The sequence below is a fragment of the Woronichinia naegeliana WA131 genome, assembly GCA_025370055.1.
GTDB classification, from domain to species: Bacteria; Cyanobacteriota; Cyanobacteriia; order Cyanobacteriales; family Microcystaceae; genus Woronichinia; species Woronichinia naegeliana.
The window spans coordinates 1-25,401 of sequence record CP073041.1 but is presented as its reverse complement, the minus strand read 5'-3'; the positions used below and the strand labels follow the sequence as shown (position 1 = coordinate 25,401).

Sequence of the window (25,401 nt, the reverse complement as noted above, 5' to 3'; positions counted from 1 at the left end):
GAGGCATTCTACCCTATTTTCGTGCATTCTAGCGGTTCTTAATTCGCCTACTATTTTTCTCCGTAAAGGTTTCAGCTTTTTTCAGCAAGCCCTAAGTAAAGCGATCGCCTGATCATTTTTCCCCAACGTCAACTCGATTTTCAGCGTAGCGGATTACTCGTAAAGTAAGGTTTTCAGCAAGCCCTAATTAATGGCTTTTTTGTTTTCGGTTTGATTGAGTTAACCGTTTAATTTTATTGTTGGATGGATTTACCCTCGATTCTAATCGAAATTCTGGAATCTCCGCTAGTTCCAATTCATCTAAACAATATTGTTCACAAACAAGACTTAGGCGATCGCGTCCTTGAGTAACCGGATTCACGGAGTGGGTTAAATCCCCTTGAAAAAAGACTAGAGTATTCACTTGGGGAGCAATTTTTCCAACTTGACGTTTAGGTGATCGCAGAATGAGTTCTCCACCGATTAAATTATTAGGAACGTCAACATAGAGAACACTAACCATTAAAGGCGGGGCAATAGTTTTACAATAGGAACGCAGAGAGCGGTCAATATGGGGATCGACCTGGGAGCCAGTTTGGAGTAGTAAGGGATTAAGATAAAAAGCGTTACACTCTGGCAACATCGCACGCTGTAAGTAGGGCTTAAAGTAAGGAAAATTCTGTTCAACGCAGGATAAGTGCGATCGCCGAAAAACAATAGAAAAGCCTTTCGTTTTGACAAAATCCCGATTGAGATTATTGATTGCAAAATAGGAACAATTTAGGATTTGTCCTTTTAATTGACTGAGGTAGGTCGGGGAGAAAACCTGGGAATATTGCTGAAAATAACTCAAGGGCTAGAATCTTTAAGGATTAACTTTCTTTGATTTTTACAGAATTTTTACAGGACGTTTACTAAATTTTTACTAGATCAATAAAGCTTGGCTTCCTTCAAAAATCCCATTAGTTTAGGTTTGCGACTATGAACTCGCATCAGTTCGCTATGATAGGCTGACCATTCTGCTTGTTTTCCTGCTTGATAGTAGGCATTTCTCGCCTTTTGGAGCCATTGAGCCGCCTGATCATAATATTCTGCTTTTTTAGCATCCATAATCTTTTCCGCGCGAGGTTTAGCATTGGCAATGACCCATTCCGGGTTATCCACAATCGCTGCATCCATAACCTGATGGATTAAAGTTGACTGGTAAGAACTCATCTCCGTAACAATGGCGATCGCATCTTCTACTAATCCTTCTTGCAGAAAAATATTCACTTTCGCTTCCATGACGCTACTAAACCAGTCATTGCTGTCGAGGCGGAGAAAATCCAGTAAATCTTCTTTGAGGACAGGCCAATCTTCCCCAGCCATTTTCTCGATTTTATGGTAGTCAGTAAAGTTGGGCTGTGCTTGGAATGCCTTAATTTTAGCCGCTAGAGCAATGTCAGGTTGGTCTAACTCCTCAGCCATTTCACTCACCCAATTGGCCAATTGGTAGGTACAATTACCTGGCAAAATTAAACCACGTTGAGCAATCTGAAGTGCTTGTTCAGGTGCTCCCTGCACTAACAACACCTTGGCCACCGCCAAAGCCTGTTCCATGGTTTGCAATTTTGTGTCAGCCGCTTCCATCACAGCATCAATGCGATCCAAACGGGCCAACATGGTCAGAAAAGCTTCATTTTGTCCTTCTGCTTCAGCTAGATAGAGATATTCGGTATATCTTCGTTGACTTTCTAAAATTTTTAAGCGAATGAGAACTAGATCGGGCGCATAATCGGGAACTTCCTCTTGTTCAACTGTTGTTGTTCTAATGTCACCCCTTAAAATCCGCTTGAGATCAGGATCGTCCCATCCTTGGTGCAATGCTGCCAAACTCATCGAAAAATCCGCCCGCCAAGTTTTTTCCCATTGTTTGAGATTCGCTTGCAGTTTAGTCTTCTGGGAAGGAGTCAATTCTGTGAGGAGGAAAGCTTCTGCCCAAATTTCATTAAGCCTGGCCACCACATCGTCATTATCGGCACCGTATTGGTCAACATCGTCCCAGTTTTCTGCACAGGCTGCGGTAATTGCTTCTAAAATGGCGATCGCATTCTGGCCATCTCCCCTTGCCAAAAACATTGGGACTTCTTCAATCAACTCATAGAGTTCTTGAGGAATCGGATCTTCTTCCCAACCATCCTCCAAATTGCGAATAGCATCCCGTAAAATTTGACGCACTTGACGACGGTAAGGAACCACATCAATTTTGGGAATTGGGGCTGACGGTACTGATGACAATTCCGGCTGGGATGGGGTAGGAACCACCGATAGACGACTGACCCACCGATCAATTTTGTCGAGTATTTCTGGATTATCTACTGCTATTTCCCGAAGTAAATCTGGAATTTGCTCTGGTTTAAGACACTCTAAAAGTTGCTCTAGGGTAGGACGTTCCTCTACTCTAGCGGGCTGACGTAGGGCAGTGAGTAAAGTTGCAACGATGTGCTTACACCAACCGTCATAATCATAGGGACAGGTACAGTAGGCCGAGGCAATATCATCTTCCTCAAACTCGATGGTCACTTGATAGAGATTATCTTCACTGCCTCCAACCATTGCCAATAGCAGTTGGCCGCGCTGGGTCAGAGACTCCACAGCCCTTTGTAAATAATATTGTTCGCCGCGCTGATAGGATTTAGGATTAGCGTTGCGTTGCAGAATGGCTTCACTGAAGTAGGGAAGGGTCATGGCCAGAGAAGAGTTTGAAGATAGTTTAATTTTAGAGGATTACGGTTAACTCGGCATTGAGGGGCGATCGCCGTTTATAAGGTTTCGCGTTTTAGATAAGGTTGCAAAACCTCTGGAACCTTTACCGTACCATCTGACTGTTGATAGTTTTCTAAAATAGCGGCCATGGTGCGACCCACCGCTAAACCCGAACCATTTAAGGTATGGACAAATTGGGTTCCTTTTTTACCTTTTTCCTTGTAGCGAATATTAGCACGACGAGCTTGAAAATCATGGAAATTAGAACAACTGGAAATTTCTCGATAGCTTTCTGAAGATGGCAACCAAACTTCTAGGTCATAACATTTTGCCGCCCCGAAGCCTAAATCTCCCGTACATAATTCAATGACGCGATAGGGTAATTTTAAAGCTTGTAAAATCGCTTCTGCATTTTGAACTAGAGCTTCGTGTTCTGCGGCTGAATTTTCAGGTTTAACCAGTTTGACTAATTCAACTTTATTAAATTGATGTAGCCGAATTAATCCCTTCGTATCCCGTCCATAGCTCCCTGCTTCTCGACGAAAACACGGGGTATAGGCGCAATGTTTAATGGGCAATTGATCGGCTTCCAAAACTTCATCTCGATAAAGATTAGTGACGGGAACTTCTGCTGTAGGAATCAACCATAAATTATCATCTTTACATTGAAAAAGATCTTCAGCAAATTTAGGGAGTTGGGATGTGCCTTCTAGAGAATCACTATTCACTAAAATAGGGGGTAAAACTTCCAGATAACCCGCATTGATTTGGCTATCTAACATGAAATTAATTAAGGCTCTTTCTAGGGCGGCTCCCGCTCCGATCAAGCTCACAAAACGACTTTGGGCAACTTTAACCGCTTTTTTCGTGTCAAGAATACCGAGCTTTTCTCCAATTTCCCAGTGGGGCAAAATATTAACATTAGTCGGCAAATATTCATCGCCCCAACGACGAATTTCTACATTTTCTCTTTCATCTTTCCCAATGGGAGTAGAATCACTCGGTAAATTGGGTAATTGTAAGAGTAAATTTCTTAATTGCGTTTTAAGTTCTTTTTCCTGGGGGTCTAATTCACCAACCTGATTTTTAATCTCTTGACCTTCTATTTTTAGTGCGGCAACTTCTTCTGAACTTCCTTCTTGACGACTTTTTTGACCGACTAATTTTCCGATTTCGTTACTCCGAGCATTTAACTGAGTGCGGGTTACTTCTAATTCCCGTTGCTGTTGGTCTAATTTTAAAATGGTTTGTAGTGTTTCACCATATTCTGCCGTACTGTTACGATTATTTAATTTTTCTTCAATTAAACTGAGATTATCACGAATTTGTTTAATATCTAACACGGATAAATTTTCCTCCTTGGGGAAATTCTAGGATTTTTTGAATTTTTTGGTGATACGTTCTGTTAATATGTCCACTTCTGACAACTTCAATTGCATAGCGAAGATACCAAAAATTCCCACAACAACAGTACAAGATAAGACCAACTGTAATAATTCTAAAACTAAATTACCCGTCCCCAGCATTTTTTCGAGTTGTCCACTGACTCCCCAACCCGCAAGTCCCGCGATCGCGCTGATTCCTGTCAAACTCAAAAGGGATATTGACCATTCTCCAAAGGGTAAGCCATTGAGACGACGATTCAGAATTACCAGAAAAATAAGCATAGAAACAACGTTAACGCCAACGGTCGCCAAGACTAAACCGGATGTACCCAAGGGTTTGTAAAACAGAAAATCAAGTAAGCCATTGAGAAAAATATTGACGGCACTGACTCGAAAAGGAAGATTGCCGTCTTCTAAGGCGTAAAAAACCCGAACCAAAACATCTCGTCCCAAATAGAAAAACATCCCTGCGCCATAGACCATTAAAACGGGGATGACATCACGAGAGGCATCGGCATTAAAGGCTCCACGTTGATAAATAATACGGACAATAGGCCCAGAGAGTCCCATAAAAATAGCAGTCAAGGGCAACATGGTTAAGGCAGTTAACAATAAACCTTGACGGATTCTTAGCTTCAGTTCTGGCCAGTCTTCAGGGGCGGCTAATCGGGAAAAAATTGGCATGAAAGGGACTAAAATCATGTTAGAAATAATCCCCAGAGGAGTCAGCGCGATAAAGTTGGCATAACGCATGGATGCCGCCGCGTTTTCAATAAAAGAGGCAAAAAAGAGGTTAGTAGAAACGTTGATATAGAGCATTCCCGAAGAGAGGGTAGCGGGAATCATCACCTTCATGACATCACTCACCCCTGAAGTCCTCCAGTTGAAACGAAGTCGCAGTTTTCCCATTCCTGCTTTACCCTGAGCCGCAATCTGGGCCAACCATTGTAAAACGCCGCCCGCCATTGTTCCCCCCGCTAATAATAAGGAACCGAGGAGAGCATATTGGGGCGTATTCAATTTGGGGCCGAGATAGGCTAGGGCAATTCCCAAGGGCAAAATGACAGTAATGCTAGACAGTAGAGGACTAATACTAGGGAGCCAATACTGATCGGCGGCGTTTAAAGCTCCAAAACCAATACCAATTAATCCTGCGAGTAATGCCAAGGGAGCCATGATCTGCAATTGTTGAACCGCGATCGCCTTGGAATGGGGATCTAGACCTGGGGCGAGCAGATCAATAAAAGTACTCGCAAAGATAATTAAAACAATGGTTACAACCAGTAAAATGCTACTCACTAGGGTCGTGACGGTTTCCACTAGTGGCCCCGCTTCGGATTTATCTCGTTTAGAAAGAACGCTGATTAAGGCACTGTGGAAGGGGCCATTAATGCCACCGAGGAGGATCAACAAAAATCCAGGAATGACATAGGCATAGGAATAGGCATTGACCACTGCCCCCACCCCAAAGGCCGCCGCAATGATCTGTTCACGTACTAGCCCAAAAAATTTGCTGATTAAGGTTGCAAAGGCAACAATCCCTGCGATTCCCGCTAAAGAGCGAGTGGCTTTGCCGGAATTAGACACTGCGACATACAACTGATACAACGTGATATATTATGTCACATTGAGGTGGACTTCCTGTGGTAACTAGCATCAGTAGCGCAATCCTAAAAGCGGCGATCGCCTAACCATCCATCTTATTTATGCAATTCACTCAACAGAACATCGCGATAGCACCAACGGAGTAAAGTCGTCCCTAGCAATAGCTTGAGCAATTCTAAACTCCAATAAAATCCGTGCATGGTCATCATGCCAGAGGGCATAGTGGGATTGCCATTAAAGAGATTCATCTCGAAACCGAAACTACTGAGGGCGGGGGTTAATCCATAAGTATCGGTTAAGGCGATCGCCAATAGCAACACAGCCAAAAAGATAGCCCAGCCTTCCTTGGTGGCCGAAAAATGATGAGAACGGTAAAAGAACAAAAATCCAGAAAGAATCAGGGCAGCACAGAGCAATTCAAGATGATTAAAAACACCAAAAATAAAATAGCCTGCTACCAAAAACCCTGCTTCCTGCATCATCCCCGATGCAAATAGTCCTGGAATAACGACTAAATCAATGACGAGACTAGCACTGAGCCAAAAGCTTAAGGTAAGCACCACAATCATTGGCCAATTTAAACTTTCGACAGGTTGTTTCGTAAGCGTGTTCATATTTCCTCGTTAGACCATGAAGAATGGGTCTAATTTCATTATTGAGAAAATTCTTGAGGGGAAATCTCCTTTGACAAATAACTTTACAATTTTCCCCAAATCGCTCATTTCTTTGTTACATTTGTTTACTTGCTTGGCTGGAAAATAAGCTTTTATACTTATTGCCAAAAATCCGTGACCCGATAGCCCAAATCAGTCAACATCTGACGGAGTAGGGGCAAACTCAAACCAATGACATTACTATGACAACCTTCAATTTTTTCAATAAATAGTCCTCCCTTTCCTTCTAAGGCAAAGGCTCCGGCACATTGCAAGGGTTCGCCACTTTCCACATAGGCGGTAATCATCTGATTATCAATGTTGGCAAAAGTCACTTGGGTAACACCACAACAACGCAGGATTTTCCCTTGACCTTGATCAATTAGTACGTGTCCGGTATATAGTGTTCCTACTTTTCCCCGCATTTGTTGCCAACGGGCGATCGCGGTTTGAGGAGAATTCGGTTTCCCGTAGGACTGGCCCTCAATCAGCAGCAAGGAATCACAGCCAAGGATTAGGGCTTGCTCAAACTGCACAGCAACGGTTTCTGCTTTTGCCTGGGCTAGATCTTCCACAAGTGTAATTGTGTCATCATGGTCAATCTGGGACTCATCAAAATTGCTGTGACGTACCACTGGATCAATGCCAATGGATTGCAATAAACGACGACGGGCAGGAGAAGCAGAGGCAAGAACAAAGGTCGGCAACATCATGGGCACTCTCTTTTGTGTAGGATGGTGTTCTGCATTTTGGGTTAAGTCATGTCCTGACAGCCGGTTTGCAACACACCTACACCTTGAGTATGTTCGCTCTAGCCCGATAACTAGCCACGGTATTTTGTAACAACATCGCTACTGTCATAGGGCCGATTCCGCCTGGCACGGGGGTAATATAACTCGCGATCGCCGCTACCGCTTCAAAATCCACATCCCCGACAATCTTGCCCTTACCATCAGGCTGTTCCACCCGATTAATACCCACATCAACAACAATTGCCCCTGGTTTGACCATATCTGCCGTGATCAAAGCTGGTTTGCCGATCACACCGACTAAAATATCCGCCTGACGGGTGAGTTCCGCTAAATTTTGGGTTCGGGAATGGGCGATCGTGACCGTTGCATTTTTTTCCAACAACATTAAAGCCAAGGGTTTACCCACCAGAATACTGCGGCCCATCACCACCGCTCGTTTACCAGCAATCTCGATTTCATACTCCGCCAGCAAGGCCATGACCCCCGCCGGTGTACAACTGCGTAGTCCTGGTTCACCCCGCACCAATCGTCCTAAATTAACAGGGTGCAGTCCATCGGCATCTTTATCGGGATCAATAGTTAGTAGCAATTTAACTGCATCTAAATGAGGCGGCAAAGGTAACTGCACCAAAATGCCATCCACTAAAGGATCTTCATTTAACGCTTGAATAGCGGCCTCTAATTCTGCCTGAGTGGTCGTCGCCGGAAAATGTTGACCAAAGGAACGCATCCCAATTTTTTCACAGGCTTTTTCCTTATTGCGAACATAGACAGCACTTGCCGGATTATCTCCCACCATTAAAACCGCTAACCCTGGTGGACGACCTAAGCGTGGCCATAAATCCTGAATTTCAGCCTGTAGTACTTGCTGACGTTTTTGGGCAAGGGCTTTACCATCTAAAATTTGACTCATGGCTACCTAGGACAGAGAAAGGGACATTAAGATTAAACAGCAAAAAGCAGTCCCTTGAGAGACCCCAAGAATTATGACAAAATCTTCTAGATCTAATCGAGTGGACAGTCTATCGCTAAGATAACTTAATTGAGGTGTATTTTTAACTGAATCATGACCGTTTTTCTCAATCAGCCTTGGCGCAGAATTAGCTTATCTTTATTGCTCAGTGGTTTAATGTTAAGTTGCAGCCCTTTAAACCCCTTTGGTCTGGCTTCCCAGGAATACGTTAGCATCAATACCTTAAGCCAATTGAGTAATCAACGGGTTGTCTATCTTAAAGGCATTGTGGTCAACCTCGCACCGTTTTTAGAGGGAGGAGCTTACCAACTGCAAGATGGGACTGGAGCGGTTTGGATAAAAACGGATAAACCCTTGCCGAAAAAAGGAACGGCCCTAACCGTTAAAGGAGAATTGGCCTATCAAGCCATTTTTATCGGTCAGGACAAATTGGGTGAGTCCTATGTGCTGGAAATTGAACAGCAACCAGAAACCGCTAGTGTGATTCTGCCGCCACCTGCTACCAATCAGACCCACAGTCCAGGCATACAAGCTCAGATATCCAGTCCCGAACCGGCTCCGTCTTCTAGCATTGAACTGGCCCCCAGTCCCACACCTGTTCCGTCTTCTAGTTCGATCCCCAGTCCAGCCCCTTCTCCTAGCCCTTCTCCTAGCCCTTCTCCCAGAGCTCCATCTGTTAAGATTCCCGTTCCTAATCCTAGCCCTGGGATTAAACCGTCACCGAAATCTTCTCCCCAAATATCGGTTCAAAGTACACCAAAACCATCATCGAAGGTCAAATTTAATCCCGATGAACGCTTCCTGCCCCACAAAGAACTTAGCAAATAAATCCATTCCTGAAGTTGCCCTAGCGATTCTCTATCGGGAAGGAGAATTTTTATTACAGTTACGAGATGATATTCCGACGATTCTTTATCCAGGTTATTGGACGTTGTTTGGTGGCCATCTAGAGCAAAATGAAAGTCCTGAAATTGCTGTTAAACGGGAAATTCGGGAAGAAATTGCTTTCCAGTTAACTCAACCTCAATATTTTAGCTGTTATCAGGATGAGGCAGCAATTCGTCATGTTTTCTATGCCCCTTTAACAGTTCCTCTCACGCAATTAAATTTACAGGAAGGTTGGGATTTTGCCTTAGTATCCAAAGAAGCTATTATTGCAGGTCAAGTTTATTCTGCTCAGGCTCAACAAACTCGTCCCCTGGGGCCAAAACACCAGAGAATTCTACTCGATTTTTTAGAAGCTAGATTAAATTAATAGAAGGAAGGCGAAATATTTTCTCTTAGACAAAACTTAACAAATCCTCTGCTAATTTCAGTTTAGTTTTGCTATGATTCAAGCAGACTAGTGTTTTCCCCTTGGCCGCTTTTCTAGTCATACTAATTTTTTATGGGTTCCTCCCTCATCTATCCATGAGCCAGTCTATTAAATCCCCTTTTTCTTTTGCTCAAGTTTGTGTTCAAGCGACCCTGGTGGCCTTGAGTCTAGGAGCATTTCTGGCTCCCGCCTTGAGTACTACGCCTAAAACAGAGCGTTCTGTTCAGCCCATTGTTAAGCAACAAGCCCACCCGACTCGCGCTGTGGATGTCCTAGAGGATAGTCCGAAAGCGGTGGTGGATGAGGTCTGGCAAATCGTCAATAATGAATTTGTTGATAAGGGGTTTAATCACACGGATTGGTTGGCTAAACGTCAGGATTTACTCAGTCAACATTATGAGAATCGGCAACAGGCCTATAAGGCGATCGCCCAGGCCTTGAAGGAGTTAGATGATCCCTATACCCGTTTTCTTGACCCTGATAATTTTGCCATGCTGACTAATCAAACATCTGGAGAGATGTCTGGGGTTGGCTTGCGCTTAGTGCTGGATAAACGTACTAGTGATTTAAAGGTATTGGAACCGATCAAAAATTCTCCTGCCATGAAGGCTGGAATTCAACCTGACGATCGCATTGTGCGGATTAATGGTAAGCCCGCAGCCCTGATGAATCTTGATCAGGCCAGTCAGGAAATTCAAGGTGAAGTGGGAACGGAGGTGAATCTCCAAATTGCGCGTCAGGGGAAAGGTGTATTTAATGTTGTCCTCAAACGGGCCCAAATTGAATTAGATTCGGTCAGTTATACTGTTAATCAGGAAGGCCCTTTACGGGTTGGCTATATTCGCCTAGATGAGTTCAGTTCCCATTCAGCAGAACAGATGAAGTTGGCCATTGAGGATCTGAACAAAAAGAAAATTTCAGGCTATGTGCTTGATCTGCGAGGCAATCCAGGGGGACTACTGTTTGCCAGTGTGGATATTGCGCGGATGTGGCTCAAAAAAGGTGAGATTGTTAGCACCATTGATCGCAAGGGCGGTGATCGCCATTTTTCGGCCAATGGCACAGAGATCACCAATTTGCCCCTAGTGATTTTAGTGAATCAGGGATCGGCCAGTGCCAGCGAAATTTTAACAGGGGCCCTCAAGGAAAACGGACGAGCCACCATTGTCGGCACCACTACCTACGGCAAGGGACTAGTCCAATCCGTTCATTCTTTATCCGATGGCTCTGGTTTAGCGGTGACGATCGCCCGTTATTATCCTCCCAGTGGTACTGATATTAATCACAAGGGTATTAGTCCCGATGTCTATCTGGATCTATCAGTCGATGAGCAGTTACGCCTTCGCAATGATCCGACTTTGATAGGAACCAACGCGGATCCGCAATATATTAAGGCGATCGCGGTACTACAACATTACAGTTCTAATCTTAGCCAACCGATAACGAGTCCGAAACCCGTCGGTGCCTTACCAGAATAAGGTTAGGCGTTTCTGATTAATCTTTAATAAAAGTACCCACCAATTCTAGTAACTTATTCGGTTGAAAGGGTTTGGTTAGATAATTGTTTGCTCCCAAACCCATCGCCCGTTGACGATGTAAATCATTCTCCCGCGAAGTTAACACGACCACCGGTAACGATTTCCAAACGGCATGAGTCCGAATCAGTTGCAACAGGGAGAAACCATCCATATTCGGCATTTCCAGATCGCAAATGGCCAGATCAATGCTCTCGTTTTGTCGGTTTAATAATTCCCAGGCCTCCTTTCCATCTCGACATTGGATAATTTCATAACCAGAGCGGGTCAGAATACGTTGCAGTGTTCGCCGTACCGTAATCGAATCGTCAATAATCAAAATAGAACGTTGATGGTTACGGGAATCCGGATCGGGATGAGGAGGGTTGCGAGTCTCATTACTCGTCTGTTGCTGCCAGAGACTATCAAAGTTTTCTGGAATTAAAATAGGGACAACTTCCCCTGTTCCTAAGACAGCACAACCCGTTAGGAAGGCCGGTAAGGGAGTAATGGGATCTAGGGCTTTGACCACCAGAGGACGTTCATCGATCACTTCCTCAATGGCAATAACGGCGTTCTGGCCATTAACAACCACCATTAAGCCCACATTGTTGGGTTGGACTTGCTTGCTTTCTAGGCGATGTAATGGCGAATAGCTTAACAGTTCGTGAAGGGAATGGACTAATAGACGTTGATTCTCCCATTCAATGAAGCCATCCGTGAGGGGAAAGTCTCCCAGGGGCAACATCCGCAAGACACTTTGAGAGGGCAGGGCCAAAACTTTCTGCTGCGATCGCACCAGCAGAACGGACAGAATATTGAGGGTTAAAGGGATACGAATGATAAAGCGGCTACCTTTCCCTTCCTGGGTTTCCAAACGGATCGTTCCACGCAGACTTTCCACCAGATGCGTAACAATGTCTAGCCCTAAGCCTCGACCAGATAATTCACTAACATTAGTGACGGTAGAAAAACCCGGTGAGAAGATACAATCCAGCAGCTTTTCTCGACTATTCTCTACCGTATCGTTCTCTGAAATTAAACCTAGGGCGATCGCTCGTTGACGGATTTTAGCCAGATTAACCCCTCGACCATCATCGGTAATGGTTAACATCACCTGATTACTGGCGATCGAGGCGGCTAGGGTAATAGTACCCTCTTTGTTCTTGCCTAAGGCTTGCCGTTCCTTCGGAAATTCTAAACCATGATCAAACGCATTACGGATCAAATGAGTTAGAGGAGTCCGCAATTGTTCTAGAATGACCAATTCGACCAGAATAGTCTCTCCCGCAATTTCCAAACGGACAGACTTTTGGTGACGCTGGCTGAGTTTTTCGAGGGGTTGGATAAAGGATTTTGCTAAAGCTCCAAAGGGAACGAGGCGAGATTGGGTTAAATCCCCATCTAAGCTATCTAGAGATTGACGGACATGGATCAGGGTTTCCTGAAGATCCCGTTCTACGAGATCAATATCCTCTTGAATTTCTTGTACCTGCACCATCAATTCTTGAAAGCGTTGCAAGATGGTATGAACGCTGGTATAACTATCAAATTCTAGGGCATCAAATTCCGCCAGTTCACTCAACCTATTGGTTTTAATACTGCTACTACTGCTAGTCTGTTCCGAAAAGGTTAATTCGTCGTACAAGGATTCCACTTGTTCACGGATAGGAACCAATTGTTGACTGCGTTGTTTAAGATTACGACTGGCCTGACGAAGCTGTTTGTCATAGATCAAAAGACGTTCATGGTTAATGAGTAACTCACTGATGGTATTACTCATGCGAGTGACCCGTTCTAGGGGAATGCGTAAATTCTGTCGTCCGATTACGGATTCGGGATTGGGAATTGGAGAGAGAGTTTCGGTAATCTCTGAGGGAGTGGAGACCGGTCGGGAGAAGACGGGAATGAGGGGCTGGTCGGCGGGAAGCATCGTTTTTAATGGAACCGTCCTGGGACTCTCTGCTATGGTCGGTATTCCCTCAACCGGCTCTAGCATCCCCTCCGAATGGAACAAGAGATTTTGGAACTCAACGGATAGGCTCGGTTCCTGCCCCGCTAAAAATTGGAAACGTAATCGACGCAGTTCGGCGATCGCCAAAGGGGTTAATTCTGCTAAGGAGAGAATGCCTTGGGATTGTATCTGATGGCTATGGGTAATGACTTGCTCTAACCAGGGACAACTCAAAGCCTGACCTAATAGCGTACATTCTTCCGCCAATACCTTAAACCGTTCTTTCAACAAACCTGGATTAGTATTGGGGACTAAAACCTTTTCAACTCTCTCTAAGCAAGCTTCCAATTCAAGGCTTAAGGCCGTTTTAATAAAATCACTGACTTCCCCTATATTCATATCCTCCTCCCCTGGAGAAGTACAGGTCGTCAAAAATTCGGCTAGGGCGACAGCGATTTCGGGGGGTGGGCCATCTCCAGAATCAATCTGTCCCGTCATAGCCAAATCGATAAGATTCTGGACCTCCTCGGTGGCTAAACTTAAAAGTCCTAAAGCCGTGGCTGTATCCGACCCTTGCCCCTTTTCCAAGGCATCAAATAGATCTTCCATGCCATGACAAAGCTGCTGCAATGTTGGCAAAGCTGCCATCCCAGCTCCCCCTTTAAGGGAATGAGCCGCCCGACTTAAATCTTTATAGATGAGCCTGAGTGTCCCTGCACTGGCATTTAATAATGCTCCTTCTAATTGCTGAAGCCCAGTTGTCAGTAAACTTAAGCATTCGGGTGCATCCTCATCTAAAAAGGCCTGTCGCGCTTCCTGGGTAATTGCTTCTAATGTTGCGGCATCTAGCATTTTGGTTTCAGGGTTTAAAGGTCAGGGTTTAGAGATCCGGCAGTTTGGAGATCAGGTTGTTTAGATGGCAGGGTTTTAGCCCAGAGAGTTTAAGTACTATTAAACTTTAACTATCAACGTTTCACCCCAATTATTCCACCTTGAAGCGGGACGCAGAATTCTGTAACTCTAAGGCGATATTAACGAGGTCTTGCAGGGATTCAGACACGACTTGAGAGCGTTCAGAGGTTTCTTTAGAAACGTTGGCGATTTTCTGCATGGTCTCAGTGATATTTTTTGACGTTAAGCGTTGGCTTTCAGTATTACTAGAAATTAACGCTAAGAGAGAGTCAATTTCCTGGCTAATTTGCGTCAGATTTTGTAGGGTTTCTTTGGTGTTTTGAACGAGTTGAGTCCCCGTGACCACCTCTGAGGTGCTTTCTTCCATCATCTTGGTCATTTCGGCAGTCTCTTCTTGGATCCGAAGAATAACCTGTTCAATTTCCTGAGCCGACACTGTCACCATTTCCGCTAGTCGTCGTACCTCATCGGCTACGATCCGAAAACCTTGACCATTTTCACCTGCCCTGGCTGCCTCAATGGAAGCGTTAAAGGCGAGTAAGTTGGTTTTTTCCGAAATGCCAGCGATAATACTAACAATTTTGGAAATTTCCTGGGAAGATTCTGCCAAGCGTTTCGATTTTTTGGAAATTTCGGCAACCCGACCGCGAATTTTATAGATACTGTTTACCGTTTGATCCATCGTTACCTGACCCTGTTGAGCGGCTTCGTTGCCCTGTCTGGCGATCGCCGCTGCATTCTGGGCAGTATCGGAAACCGATTCAATGGATTGGGCCATTTCTGCTACGGATTGGGTGGCTGATTCAATGGATTGGGCTTGGGAAATAGCTTTATAGGAAAGGTTGGTAATCGAATTACTGTTCCGTTGTGCTCCAGTATTCACCTGACTTGCCGCTTTTAATACCTGTTCTACCAGACGACGTAATCCGGCGATCGTGGCATTAAAAGCATCGGCAATGGAACCCACCGCTCCCGTTTCTACCTGGGACTTAACCGTTAAATCCCCTTTAGAAGCTTCTTCAATATCAAGGAGAAGCCGAATTACCCCCTGCTGAAGCTCTTCTTTTTGTCGGCGTTGGGATTCTGCTTCTTGCTGACGTTGTTGAGCGGTTTCTTGAATCGATTGGGTATAGGTTTCGACCCGATCTGCCATTTCATTGAAGGTAGCGGCCAGTTGTCCTACTTCATCTTCCGATTGAATATTAGCTCGAATCCCTGTTTCTCCAGCCCCCAAACGTTGAGCCGTGACCTGAAGTTCTTTTAACGGTTTGGTCAAAGTTCGGCTCAAAACCAAGGCTACTAAGGCAGAAAAGATTAAGGTTAATGACCCGACCGTCAATTGCAACAAAAAGGTTCCTTTTAATAGCGTATCTAAATTCGTCTCTGGTGTTCCTCTGACTAGAAAAGCGACGGGTTTGCCCTCCGCATCGGGAATTGCCTTGACAGCGACTGTCATGTCTTGATTCTGAATTTTGAGCCGTCCAGTAACATTGTTCTCTGGGTCTTTTTGGGCCTGTTTAACAAGAGATAGATCCGGCAGGGGAATATTTTTGAGGAATTGGGGTGAATTATTGGCTGTGCGGGCTGACTCACCGAGTATTGAGGTCGCTAGGTCTAGTTGACCATTGGGATTAGCAAAGTAAATGGCACTATATCCGCCATCAAAAGCATCAATTGTTCCTTTGACAATAGGCTCCTTGCCATTGACAATATCCCCCGAAACTAGGGCAGCCAGTATCTGCTGCGTATTGGGATCACGAACGGGTGTAATGGTGTAGCGGATCAGGTTATTTTGTTTGCTAAATTCTGGCAGCATCGGTGGCGATTCCTGTTCCACCTCTTTTGGGTCAACAGTGGCACTGGCTTTTAGCTGCCGACTAGACTGATTTTTTAAGACTAAGTTAACCAGACCATTTGGATCAAAGGTTTGTCCCTGACGATTCGTATTGGCATTCACAATAATCTTTTTATCTGGCCCGACTAGGGTGGCGTATTCAATGACCCGCGAGGTTACTTCATTCTTCAGAATGCCCCTGATTTGTTTCTGAAGAGACTCAGGCACAGGTTGACCCTGGCTATAGAATTGAGCGGCGGCAATAATCGCGGGGTTATCGGATTGTCCCCGAAAACCAAAACCCATTTGGTTAATTTTAATGGCATAGTTGCCCTGGGTAACGGCTAATTCAGCCTCAGCCTGACTCCGTAATTGGGTTCGTCCTGCTAATAGCGAGATTGCCATCCCGGCTCCCACAACGGCAACAACAGAAATAGTACTACAACTTAAAAAGGCAACAAATTGTTTCGAGGCGATCGGTAGATTTTTAAGACTTTGAACTAAGTTCAGGGGCGTTGATTGTTGCCCCTTCGCGACCATCTCATCGTATTGACTTTCTAGGGCGGCTAGTTCTTCTTCTGAGCCTGAATCAATGCGTCCCTGACGATAGGAACGGCGAACTTGTTTTTCCTCGGCAAGCCGATCTAATTTGATTTGAAGATCGGCTAGGGCCTTGTCGGCCGTGCCACTAAAGATACCTTCACCATCAAGAGCTTTGATTTGTTGATAGGTAAGGACTGCATCTGCTAAAAAGCCAGCTTGCTCTAGGGCATTGGCTAAGGTGATTTTAGCCACCAAGTCCGAAGGATTTTCTGCCGCAGCAGTCTGCAACACGAGAACTTCGTCGGGATAAAAACGTTCTGAATCTGAGTTTGCTGCCGTGAGCACGACATCTGCTTCATTCCCTTGAAAAGTATTGGCTTTATTCTCCCCATTGCCCTGACGATAAGAGTGTCTAGAGCTCTCTGAGGATAAGGGCTGCTTAACTTCCTCCAACTTAGCATTAATGCCCGCGATCGCCTTCTCTGCCGTTGCAGTAAAAATTTGATCGGTATCTAAGGATTGAATAGCTTGATACTGTAGAGCGGCCTCTGATAAAAAACCAGCTTGTTCTAAAGCACTAGCCAGAGTAATTCTAGCCACCAAATCTTCAGGATTTTGGGCAACATTGGCTTGCAATTCCAAGATTTCTGCTGGAAAAGCTTGTTCAGATGGAAGAGATTGAATCGCAGTCATAGTTATGCTAAGGGAGCTTAAGTTAAGGGGACTAAGGATGATGAATTGAGAGTGTTTCCCTGCAAAGCTTGAAATACCACATCAACATTCAAGATCGGGATTAATCTTGCTTCTGTTTCTACAGCAGCTTGACCGATAAAACAAGGATGATGATGAGACTGAATATTACTTTGATCGAGACTAATAATACCTTTGAGCTTGGAAACAAAAGCGGCAACCCGTAGGTTATCTCTGGTTAAAACAATTGAAGTTAATTTTTCTGTCCGAACGAGACGCTGTTCACTTAATTTCAGACCTAACAGATACATTAAATCCAGCATCCAGAGCAACCGTCCCCGCTGATTACTAACCCCTAATAATTCTGGACAGATTCCTGGAATGGGACAAAGCTCAGACCATTGCATTGTCAAAACTTCTGCTGTTCTTTCTAAGGGAATTGCCAAGACAAGAGATTGATCGAGTTCAACCTGAAAAAAATCTACCAACATAAGCTTAAATTGAGGGATTACTGTTCCAAACGTCATCGACTCAAGATTTTTTCTTTATTTTGTTAAATAATCCTTAGCGGTTTTAACAAGATCACTAGGACTATAGGGTTTGGTTACGTAGGCATTTCCTCCTTGTCGCAAGGCCCAGAACTTGTCATAATCCTCGCTCTTGGTAGAACAAAAAACGATAGGAACATTCTCTAGCTTGTTACGAATCCTTCGACAAAGATCGTAACCACTGATATCGGGCATTACAATATCTAAAAAAATCAAGTCTGGACTAGGATTTTCTTCTAGCCAAACTAAAGCTGCTTCACCATTGTCGAAAGCAACAACCTCTCCCAACGGTTTCAACAACCCTGAGATCAAAAGCTGTTCAGACTTGGAATCTTCTACGACTAAAATTCTTTTCATGGATTACCCCTAAGCGGAATGAAGATTTACAGGTACATAGGAATTAATTGCTTGCACTAATTCCTGGGGAAGAAAGGGTTTACAAATATAACCGACTGACCCGACCATTTTAGCTTTAACCCGGTCAAGAATTCCGCTTCTGCCTGTGAGCATGATAATAGGAATATCCTTCAGGGCAGAAGATTTATTACACAAACTACAAAGCTGATATCCGTCAATCTCAGGCATATTAATATCCATTAAAATTAGATCCGGCTTGGCATGTAGTAGGGTTGTTAGGGCTTTGAATGGTTCCTTAATATTTACCACTCGATACCCACTAGCCTCTAAGGTAAATTTAACCACTCGTTGGATAGCAGGACTATCATCAACGCAAGCAACAACGGGACGATCATCACTTTGGGTCAAAACATAGGGTTGCATTTCGACCAAACCTGTTTTGATCAAAGGTTGCAAGGTGACAGCTAAATTAATTGTGCTTGTATTGGTACGACTTGCGAGGAAATAAAGACACTGTTGCTGCTCAAGAAGTTCTTGGAATCGCTGAAATTGTCCTAATTTCTGGGTTTCGGCTTGGAAATGGCGTTCACCCCACTGACGTATTTTATCTTGATTGACAATTCGAGGACGTTGAAAAGGAGAACCTATTTCCTCTCGTAAGGTAAACCAATGTCTGATTTGCTGCTCTACTGGCAGCATTAATTTTTTGAGATTAAGGTACAGTAAAAGATGCTCTAATCCAACGATATTTTCAAAATAACAAAGAGACTGTTTTAGAGAAAGAATTTGAATCAAAGCTTCCTGGGTAAACTTTGCTAAAATCGAGCGGATTTGTTGAAAACTAAATTCTCCAGATTGCCATAGTTCACAAAGGTACTGATAATCATCTGCCACGTTGCCAGGCAAACTAAAGTTTTTGTCCGGTACATAACGTCCTAATAAGTAGTTAAGACGTTCCGAATGACCAGTTTCGCTGCCTGCAAAGTGAATTCTGCCATTACCTAGGTAAATACGCCAATGGATAGAGTTGTCCTGGGGATTATGGATAATTAACTTTCCAGAAGCTTGATTGACAATCAGTTTTTGCAGAACCTTATACAGGCTTCCCTCAGGTTGGGCCAGGTTCGGGGGGCTGAGTTGGGGCGGGGTCATAGTCGTCACAACCAATATTTGATTACCTTACTGTATAAATTATCGTATTTAGGGGTTATTGAAAAAAAAAGTAATTAGTTCCAAGTATTGAAATAACTACTTGACGTATTTGTGTTATTAACTATCTGACGTATTTGTGTTATCGAAAAAAATGGGTTTGAAACCCCGTCTTTCTAGGACGGCTTTACTTTGTTTTCCCTTGCGGGAAGTTTTTGAAAATCCCGATAAGGGCAAGAACCAGCAAACTTGTCTAAGTCCCTTCCCGCAACACAGCTAAGATGCCTTGTCTGACAACACCTTACCAATAAGGCTTAGAGATAGTCCGAACTAGGGAAGTATTCGGAAGTCTGTTCCAAGCTGTGTCTCGACGCGGTAGTCGCTACTTGCGTCGCCTAGATTGGTCTGGGCAGGCCCCGCACCTTTAGGACGGGGTTAGTGACACTTAGATATAGTTTTTACCCATAATAGTAGATTTATGTTAGTGTCACGAATCTTTCACGCTGGGTCAAAGATAAAAAATCGAGCCTTACTGTATAAGGGTTTCAGAAAGCCTAAATCTGGAGCGCGAATAAATAAAGACACTAACGGATTTATAGAGCCTTAAGAGTATTCTAGATTACAGTGTTTTGAGGAATCATCATTTATTAACGACATTTAGATGATCAAGATTTATACTCAAGTCTCATTAGGAAAAGCCTGGCTACAACGGTATCAAGGTTGCTGTCCCCATTTTGTCTGTCTATTAGGATTTACGGCTACTGGTCTGATTCCTGGGATTTCAGCCGCAGGAGCGACTCCCCAGGATCGTCAATATACCGCGATCGCCGATGCAGAATTTTTAATGAATGGTTATTTACCTAATCCTACCTATCCTTTGCCACCATTGACAGTTGGGGTTTCTCCCGTCCTGATTACCCGTGCCGTAGTGGACAGGTTACAAATTCCAGTCCATTTATTCAATACGGGTTTGGCGATCGCCCCGACTGTTCCCAGTATTGATTTGGGAGGATTAGCCGCTAACTGTTTATCCACTGGTCAGGCCTTACCATTGGCGACAGTGGAATATTTATTTGAGCAGGGTTTAATGTGGGGTCAACAATTAGCCCAGAATTGTCCAGAAAGTTATCTAATTTTAAGTGAATGTGTGGTCGGAGGAACAACCACCGCTCTAGCCGTTTTAACCGCTTTGGGGATAGATGCTTTGGGTAAGGTGAATAGTAGTCATCCCCAGTGTAACCATCAACAAAAATGGGACATTGTTCAACAAGGTTTACAAAAAGCCCAGGATTTATCCGATCCTTTCAACATTGTGGCCGCCGTGGGCGATCCGATGCAAATTGTCTGTGCAGGAATGGCGATCGCGGCGAGTCAAACAGTGGGGTTGATCTTGGCAGGCGGAACCCAAATGTTAGCGGTTTATGCCCTTATTCAGGCCATTTTAAAGACACGAAAAATTCTAGTTAATCTGGCTAAAATTGTCGTCGGAACTACACGCTGGGTGGCAGAAGATCCAACCGGAGATACGGTGAGTTTAGCAACATTACTTGCGCCGGTCTGTTTAATGGCAACTCAACTCAATTTTAGTCATTCTCGTTATCCTCAATTACAGATCTATGAAGAGGGCTTTGTGAAGGAAGGGGTTGGGGCTGGAGCCGCCGCGATCGCCGCCCATTTATATCAAAACTGGGACAATGACACATTGGTTAAACAAATTGAAAATTTATTAGATACAAGCCACAAAATTAATTCCTAGTCTTGTTTACCAAACCGGATCAGCATAAAGGGTTAATCTAAGGGATTTGACATCATTAGGTACAGCACTTAAACAGGCGCAGATAGGGGTTCCATCCTCTAATTCCACCTCACAAGCATGACAAGAACCCAACAAACAGCCGGTGGGAATAAATACGCCGGCCCGTTCCGCCACGTCTAAAATCGGTTCTCCTGCTTCAGCAATAATGGTAATATCATCAGGGAGAAAATGAACATTGACACTCATTAATCTTCTTCTCCCAGGTATTGAATTAAAGGAGACAAATTGACAAACTCTTTAATTAACTCAGCCAGACTGTCTAACATCACTTCACGCTGTTCTCGATAATTGCTAATACCCGTTGGTAACGTGGGTAAACCGCGACGTTTACGCAGAACATTTAACCAAGACCGTCGCCAAGAACCGTTATCAAAGATCCCGTGTAAATAACAGCCCCAAATCGATTGACTGGTATTGACAATTCCTAGATTATCATCTTCAAAAATAGGATGGAAATCTTTTAAAATTTCTTGATCAGAGGAGCGGATCAAACGGGTAATGCCTTGATGAAGTTCATAACCTAAAACTGGTAAACCGGATTGAGGATAGAGAGAGATCGATTGGCGTTGTCGGGTGATTTTCTCACGGGAAATGAGGGTTTCCATTGGTAAAAAGTTAAGACCGGCACACCGTTCTTTGCCTCCTTCTGAACCATCGGGATCATGTACTTGTCGGCCCAACATTTGATAGCCACCACACAATCCTAATACTGTTCCACCTGCTGCCACATAATTTTTAAGCTTTTCCGCCATGCCACTCTCATGTAGAGCCGTTAAATCCGCGATCGTGGTCTTAGAGCCTGGCAAAATCACTGCATCGGGATAGCCGAAAGAACTATTGAGATTAACGTAGCGCAAACAAACATTCGGTTCAGACTCTAGGGGATCAAAATCGGTAAAATTTGCAATCCGAGGCAGTCGAATAATAGCAATTTCTAGATCTGATTCCTTGGGACGGGTAGAATGCTCAAAAAGGCTGAGGGAATCTTCCGCCGGAAAAAATGTATTGGTATAGGGGATAACCCCTAGCACGGGAATGCCAGTATAATCTTCTAGCCAAGTGATCCCTGACTCTAGGAGCGATCGCTGGCCCCGAAATTTATTAATAACAATTCCTTTAATCAGTTGACGTTCTTCCGGCTCCAAAAGAGCAAGAGTGCCAACGACATGAGCAAAGGCCCCACCTCGATCAATATCCACAATTAACACCGTTGCTGCCTTGAGATATTTAGCAACCCGCATATTGGTCAAATCTCGATGTTTGAGATTGATTTCCGCCGGACTACCCGCTCCCTCACAGACAACGACATCAAACTCTTCCTTGAGGCGATCGAGAGAGGAAGTAATGGCCTGCCAACCGCGATCGAAATATTTTTCATAGTATTCACTGGCTCCAGTGGTGCCGACAACCTGCCCTTTAATAATGACCTGGGAAGTCATATCACCCTGGGGTTTAAGTAAAATAGGATTCATTTCGACTCTGGGTGTTGCGCCCGCTGCCCAAGCCTGAACTGCCTGAGCATAGCCCATTTCGCCTCCGGTTAAGGTAACGTAGGCATTGAGGGCCATGTTCTGCCCTTTAAATGGACTTACCTGCCAACCTTGCTGGGCCAATAGACGACAAAGGGCTGTTGTGAGAAAAGACTTGCCTGCACTGGAGGTCGTCCCCACTACCATAATTGCTTTCATAAATATCTGAATTTGGATTTGGAGATTCTATTGTTTCTCAACTATTTCATGATAGTATTCTAAGGCGGATTCGGCATCAGCTAAACGAAGATCTAGTTCGACCTTAGTGATCAGATTTGAACTTAAATTTTCTTGTATTTGTGAGGCAATACGAATAACTTTTTTCAACCTTACAGCCATCCGTCGAGCTTCTGGCTTTAAAGTTTTTATTTGGTTCATCGGTAGTTACTATGCTCAGTCATTTTATCAATTCCTAAAATCCTTGCTATATAAGGTTTTCGGTTAAAACTGTCAGTTAATTTGGCATGAATTGAGTGTAAAGAAAGGGTTTCCCTTTCTTGGCATAGGTTTTGGAGTAGATAACCTCATATTTAGCATAACAAATACCGAAGAACCATACTATTAAGCAGGATGATAGAAAAAAGCAACGCCTAAAATTGTGTAAGTGGCTAATAGTAGCGTTCCATCCAACCAATTAGATCGTCCGCTAAAACTAATTAAATTAGTGACAGTAACGGCAACGGCTAAGGCAACGACTTCAAACGGATTAAAATTCAAATCCATGCCTTGATGAATAATCAATCCGGCTAAGACTAAAATCGGTGCAACAAAAAGAGAAACTAAGAGGCTATCACCCGTTGCGGTAGCAACAACTAGATCCATTTTATCTTTTAAAGCTAAGCGAATGACAATGACAATGCCGGCCACATCACTAATGAGAGGCAGCAAAATAACCCCAGTAAATAGCGGAGTCAAACCTAAACCATCGGTGACAGAATCAATGACATTGACAAATAAATCGGATTCAAAGGCCACAGCAATCGTGGCAGTCAGTAAAATAATGATCCAGAAACTAAGGCGATCGCGTTCGTCCTCTTCTGGTTTTTCGGCAGGAGAATGAGGGGATCGTTTAATGGCTAGTCCCACATCATAGAGATAACTGTGGGTTTTTAACGAGAATAATAAAGTTAAGCCATAAACAATAATTAAAACTGTTGCCACGATGATCGATAAATGACTAATCACCTTTCCATTAACCATATTAGAGGTGTTAATCACTAAGGTCGGTAAGGCGATCGCAATGGCCGCTAGGGTCATAGATAAACCATTGACTCGCGCTAAAATTGGTTGAAATTCCTGTTCTTTGTAGCGCAGACCACCGGTTAACATCGCCAATCCGAGGAAAAGTAAGAGGTCACTTAAAATACTGCCGGTAATACTAGCTTTAACAATATCAACTAAGCCTTCCCGCAGGGCAATGAGGGCGATGATCAAAACTGTCGCACTGCCAAAAATAGCATTAATTAAGCCGCCTAGGGATGGCCCGGTCACCACTGCCACTTTTTCGGTAGCAGTACTAAGGACAATGGAAAGGGGAATAATGGAACAGGCCGAATAGATAAAAACGTAGCTACTGCCCCATTGCAACCAGTCTGCCGCGATCGACAGAGGGATAAAAATTACCAGTAGGGCGGCAATGATCTTTTCAAAATTGAGGTTAAACAAGGGTTAAATAAGTTAAATAAACTGGAAGATTCAGACTAAAATTTATTGGCTTTAAGTTGATTTTACCGCACTGGAGTCCATCGTCTTGTCTCGACTCATTAAGCCTAAATTTTGACTAGGGATCAATTTCTGGTTTGATTTTACGACTGGCAATATTAATGCGATCGCTGAGTTCGGAGAGGGTTTGGCTTAATTCCCAATCTTTTTGTTGCAGTTGGGTAATTTTGTCGCAACTGTACATCACCGTAGTATGGTCTTTACCGCCAAATTCTTCGCCAATGCGGGGCAAACTCAGATCCGTATGTTGACGCATCAAGTACATGCCCACCTGGCGGGCTAAACTAATCTCTCGACGACGGGAAGTGCCCTGTAAATCTTCAACGCTTAAATTGTAGGCTTGGGAAACGGTTTGTAGAATGGCGATGGGAGACGCGGCAATTTTTTCCACAGGCGGATTTAAGACTGGCACAATATTTTTAACCGTCATTGGTACACCAGACAAGGAGGTATAGGCGATCGCGCGAATCAAGGCCCCTTCTAATTCTCGAATATTGGAGGTGTAATTGGTAGCGATATATTCAATCACTTCCTTCGGGAGTCGCATACTTTCATACTCAGCCTTCTTTTGTAAAATGGCCATGCGAGTTTCCAGATCGGGGACTTGAATATCGGCAATTAATCCCATCGAAAAGCGAGAAATCAGCCGATCCTGTAAAGAAGGAATACGTTTTGGAGCGCGATCGGAGGCCAGCACCACCTGTTTTCCGGCTTCGTGCAGCGTATTAAAGGTATAGAAAAATTCTTCCTGGGTAAATTCCTTGCCTTCAATAAATTGAATATCATCAATTAGTAAAAAATCCGCCGAACGATAATGTTCCCGAAACCGTTCCATACTGTCCTGACGAATAGCGGTAATCAGATCATTAGTAAACTGTTCCGTCGAAATATAAAATACTTTGGCATCAGGAAACATTTCTAGTCGGTAATGAGCGATCGCCTGCATTAAATGAGTTTTTCCTAAACCCACCCCACCACAGAGAAAAAGGGGATTAAATTCTCGCCCAGGAGACTCGGCTACTGCGAGGGAGGCAGCATGGGCCATGCGATTAGTGGGGCCAACGACAAAGCGGGAAAAGGTATATTTAGGGTTTAATTGGGGATTTTTCAGAATATCTTCTCGGTTTACCCCAGGTTTTTTTTCATTACCATTGACAATAGCAATATTTTCACGATCCACTGTGGTTAATTGAATCTCTACTGCACAGCCCAATAGATCACTAAAAATTTCCACTAATAGGGGAATATAGTGTTTTTGCAAATGATTTAAGACAAAGGGATTGGCCGCTTGAATGACAACATAATTGTCCTGAACCGCTTGCAAACTGGCCGTTTGAATCCAGGTGTCAAAAGCTGGAGGCGTTAACCGCGATCGCAGACATTCTAGCGCGTCTGGCCAGAGGGATGGGGGAGGAGGTATCAGCAT

At 44.0% G+C, this 25,401-nt stretch carries 21 protein-coding genes; 4 read left to right on the top strand and 17 right to left on the bottom strand.

Translation table 11 applies throughout. The annotated features are described in order from the left end of the window. Nucleotides 1-187 precede the first annotated feature (187 nt). From KA717_00105 to folD, 7 genes are all read right to left on the bottom strand, one after another. Entirely contained in the window at nucleotides 188-832 is a 645-nt protein-coding gene (locus KA717_00105) for a 2OG-Fe(II) oxygenase (GenBank protein ID UXE61477.1), read from the bottom strand. A gap of 77 nt (nucleotides 833-909) precedes the next feature. After that, on the bottom strand, nucleotides 910-2,706 hold the full coding sequence (locus KA717_00100) for an SWIM zinc finger family protein (GenBank protein ID UXE61476.1): 1,797 nt from the start codon (nucleotides 2,704-2,706) through the stop codon (nucleotides 910-912). A gap of 74 nt (nucleotides 2,707-2,780) precedes the next feature. Next, the gene (gene serS, locus KA717_00095; GenBank protein UXE61475.1) at nucleotides 2,781-4,067 is read right to left on the bottom strand and encodes a serine--tRNA ligase; all 1,287 of its coding nucleotides are present in this window, start codon (nucleotides 4,065-4,067) and stop codon (nucleotides 2,781-2,783) included. A gap of 27 nt (nucleotides 4,068-4,094) precedes the next feature. Further along, complete coding sequence (gene murJ / locus KA717_00090; protein UXE61474.1) at nucleotides 4,095-5,696, bottom strand: murein biosynthesis integral membrane protein MurJ; 1,602 nt, start codon at nucleotides 5,694-5,696, stop codon at nucleotides 4,095-4,097. Nucleotides 5,697-5,809: 113 nt separating this feature from the next. Further along, entirely contained in the window at nucleotides 5,810-6,328 is a 519-nt protein-coding gene (locus tag KA717_00085; GenBank protein UXE61473.1) for a hypothetical protein, read from the bottom strand. Between the two features lie 158 nt (nucleotides 6,329-6,486). After that, nucleotides 6,487-7,077 carry a Maf-like protein gene (locus KA717_00080; GenBank protein ID UXE64927.1) on the bottom strand — a complete coding sequence of 197 codons (591 nt, stop codon included), beginning with the start codon at nucleotides 7,075-7,077 and terminating at the stop codon, nucleotides 6,487-6,489. Between the two features lie 79 nt (nucleotides 7,078-7,156). Continuing rightward, nucleotides 7,157-8,032, bottom strand: coding sequence for a bifunctional methylenetetrahydrofolate dehydrogenase/methenyltetrahydrofolate cyclohydrolase FolD (folD, locus tag KA717_00075; GenBank protein ID UXE61472.1), 876 nt, complete (start codon nucleotides 8,030-8,032; stop codon nucleotides 7,157-7,159). A gap of 153 nt (nucleotides 8,033-8,185) precedes the next feature. Between folD and KA717_00070 the strand changes: the two genes are divergently transcribed. From KA717_00070 to KA717_00060, 3 genes are all read left to right on the top strand, one after another. Continuing rightward, nucleotides 8,186-8,920 (top strand): hypothetical protein, encoded by a 735-nt coding sequence (locus tag KA717_00070; GenBank protein ID UXE61471.1) that lies wholly within the window; start codon nucleotides 8,186-8,188, stop codon nucleotides 8,918-8,920. Beyond that, nucleotides 8,883-9,347: an NUDIX hydrolase gene (locus KA717_00065; protein ID UXE61470.1), complete on the top strand. Its 465-nt coding sequence runs from the start codon at nucleotides 8,883-8,885 to the stop codon at nucleotides 9,345-9,347. Before KA717_00070 ends, KA717_00065 begins: the two co-directional genes overlap by 38 nt. A 215-nt stretch (nucleotides 9,348-9,562) precedes the next feature. Beyond that, entirely contained in the window at nucleotides 9,563-10,885 is a 1,323-nt protein-coding gene (locus tag KA717_00060; GenBank protein ID UXE61469.1) for a S41 family peptidase, read from the top strand. Nucleotides 10,886-10,901: 16 nt separating this feature from the next. On the opposite strand, the gene KA717_00055 is transcribed toward KA717_00060, so the two are convergent. The 5 genes from KA717_00055 to KA717_00035 form a co-directional block, all read right to left on the bottom strand. Next, nucleotides 10,902-13,727 (bottom strand): hybrid sensor histidine kinase/response regulator, encoded by a 2,826-nt coding sequence (locus tag KA717_00055; protein ID UXE61468.1) that lies wholly within the window; start codon nucleotides 13,725-13,727, stop codon nucleotides 10,902-10,904. A gap of 130 nt (nucleotides 13,728-13,857) precedes the next feature. Then, entirely contained in the window at nucleotides 13,858-16,857 is a 3,000-nt protein-coding gene (locus KA717_00050) for a methyl-accepting chemotaxis protein (GenBank protein UXE61467.1), read from the bottom strand. 17 nt (nucleotides 16,858-16,874) lie between these two features. Next, nucleotides 16,875-17,345 (bottom strand): CheW domain-containing protein, encoded by a 471-nt coding sequence (locus KA717_00045; GenBank protein UXE61466.1) that lies wholly within the window; start codon nucleotides 17,343-17,345, stop codon nucleotides 16,875-16,877. Nucleotides 17,346-17,399: 54 nt separating this feature from the next. After that, nucleotides 17,400-17,759: a response regulator gene (locus KA717_00040; GenBank protein ID UXE61465.1), complete on the bottom strand. Its 360-nt coding sequence runs from the start codon at nucleotides 17,757-17,759 to the stop codon at nucleotides 17,400-17,402. A gap of 9 nt (nucleotides 17,760-17,768) precedes the next feature. Beyond that, nucleotides 17,769-18,911 carry a response regulator gene (locus KA717_00035; protein ID UXE61464.1) on the bottom strand — a complete coding sequence of 381 codons (1,143 nt, stop codon included), beginning with the start codon at nucleotides 18,909-18,911 and terminating at the stop codon, nucleotides 17,769-17,771. Nucleotides 18,912-19,569: 658 nt separating this feature from the next. On the opposite strand from KA717_00035, the gene KA717_00030 reads away from it, so the two are divergent. Then, nucleotides 19,570-20,664: a TIGR00303 family protein gene (locus KA717_00030; protein ID UXE61463.1), complete on the top strand. Its 1,095-nt coding sequence runs from the start codon at nucleotides 19,570-19,572 to the stop codon at nucleotides 20,662-20,664. A 6-nt stretch (nucleotides 20,665-20,670) separates the two neighbouring features. On the opposite strand, the gene KA717_00025 is transcribed toward KA717_00030, so the two are convergent. The 5 genes from KA717_00025 to dnaA form a co-directional block, all read right to left on the bottom strand. Then, entirely contained in the window at nucleotides 20,671-20,910 is a 240-nt protein-coding gene (locus KA717_00025; protein ID UXE61462.1) for a (2Fe-2S)-binding protein, read from the bottom strand. Next, complete coding sequence (gene cobQ, locus KA717_00020) at nucleotides 20,910-22,412, bottom strand: cobyric acid synthase CobQ (GenBank protein ID UXE61461.1); 1,503 nt, start codon at nucleotides 22,410-22,412, stop codon at nucleotides 20,910-20,912. The genes KA717_00025 and cobQ overlap by 1 nt, the downstream gene beginning before the upstream one ends. 27 nt (nucleotides 22,413-22,439) lie before the next feature. Then, nucleotides 22,440-22,631 carry a hypothetical protein gene (locus KA717_00015; protein ID UXE61460.1) on the bottom strand — a complete coding sequence of 64 codons (192 nt, stop codon included), beginning with the start codon at nucleotides 22,629-22,631 and terminating at the stop codon, nucleotides 22,440-22,442. Between the two features lie 183 nt (nucleotides 22,632-22,814). Beyond that, the gene (gene cax, locus KA717_00010) at nucleotides 22,815-23,918 is read right to left on the bottom strand and encodes a calcium/proton exchanger (protein ID UXE61459.1); all 1,104 of its coding nucleotides are present in this window, start codon (nucleotides 23,916-23,918) and stop codon (nucleotides 22,815-22,817) included. A 115-nt stretch (nucleotides 23,919-24,033) separates the two neighbouring features. Further along, nucleotides 24,034-25,401: a chromosomal replication initiator protein DnaA gene (gene dnaA, locus KA717_00005; GenBank protein UXE61458.1), complete on the bottom strand. Its 1,368-nt coding sequence runs from the start codon at nucleotides 25,399-25,401 to the stop codon at nucleotides 24,034-24,036.

What these genes read in the sequence shown, in the direction of transcription:
- KA717_00100 (UXE61476.1), bottom strand. Translation starts at nt 2,706, where the DNA reads ATGACCCTTCCCTACTTCAGTGAAGCCATTCTGCAACGCAACGCTAAT.
- KA717_00085 (UXE61473.1), bottom strand. Translation starts at nt 6,328, where the DNA reads ATGAACACGCTTACGAAACAACCTGTCGAAAGTTTAAATTGGCCAATG.
- KA717_00080 (UXE64927.1), bottom strand. Translation starts at nt 7,077, where the DNA reads ATGTTGCCGACCTTTGTTCTTGCCTCTGCTTCTCCTGCCCGTCGTCGT.
- folD (UXE61472.1), bottom strand. Translation starts at nt 8,032, where the DNA reads ATGAGTCAAATTTTAGATGGTAAAGCCCTTGCCCAAAAACGTCAGCAA.
- KA717_00070 (UXE61471.1), top strand. Translation starts at nt 8,186, where the DNA reads ATGACCGTTTTTCTCAATCAGCCTTGGCGCAGAATTAGCTTATCTTTA.
- KA717_00065 (UXE61470.1), top strand. Translation starts at nt 8,883, where the DNA reads ATGAACGCTTCCTGCCCCACAAAGAACTTAGCAAATAAATCCATTCCT.
- KA717_00055 (UXE61468.1), bottom strand. Translation starts at nt 13,727, where the DNA reads ATGCTAGATGCCGCAACATTAGAAGCAATTACCCAGGAAGCGCGACAG.
- KA717_00050 (UXE61467.1), bottom strand. Translation starts at nt 16,857, where the DNA reads ATGACTGCGATTCAATCTCTTCCATCTGAACAAGCTTTTCCAGCAGAA.
- KA717_00045 (UXE61466.1), bottom strand. Translation starts at nt 17,345, where the DNA reads ATGTTGGTAGATTTTTTTCAGGTTGAACTCGATCAATCTCTTGTCTTG.
- KA717_00040 (UXE61465.1), bottom strand. Translation starts at nt 17,759, where the DNA reads ATGAAAAGAATTTTAGTCGTAGAAGATTCCAAGTCTGAACAGCTTTTG.
- KA717_00035 (UXE61464.1), bottom strand. Translation starts at nt 18,911, where the DNA reads ATGACCCCGCCCCAACTCAGCCCCCCGAACCTGGCCCAACCTGAGGGA.
- KA717_00030 (UXE61463.1), top strand. Translation starts at nt 19,570, where the DNA reads ATGATCAAGATTTATACTCAAGTCTCATTAGGAAAAGCCTGGCTACAA.
- KA717_00025 (UXE61462.1), bottom strand. Translation starts at nt 20,910, where the DNA reads ATGAGTGTCAATGTTCATTTTCTCCCTGATGATATTACCATTATTGCT.
- cobQ (UXE61461.1), bottom strand. Translation starts at nt 22,412, where the DNA reads ATGAAAGCAATTATGGTAGTGGGGACGACCTCCAGTGCAGGCAAGTCT.
- KA717_00015 (UXE61460.1), bottom strand. Translation starts at nt 22,631, where the DNA reads ATGAACCAAATAAAAACTTTAAAGCCAGAAGCTCGACGGATGGCTGTA.
- dnaA (UXE61458.1), bottom strand. Translation starts at nt 25,401, where the DNA reads ATGCTGATACCTCCTCCCCCATCCCTCTGGCCAGACGCGCTAGAATGT.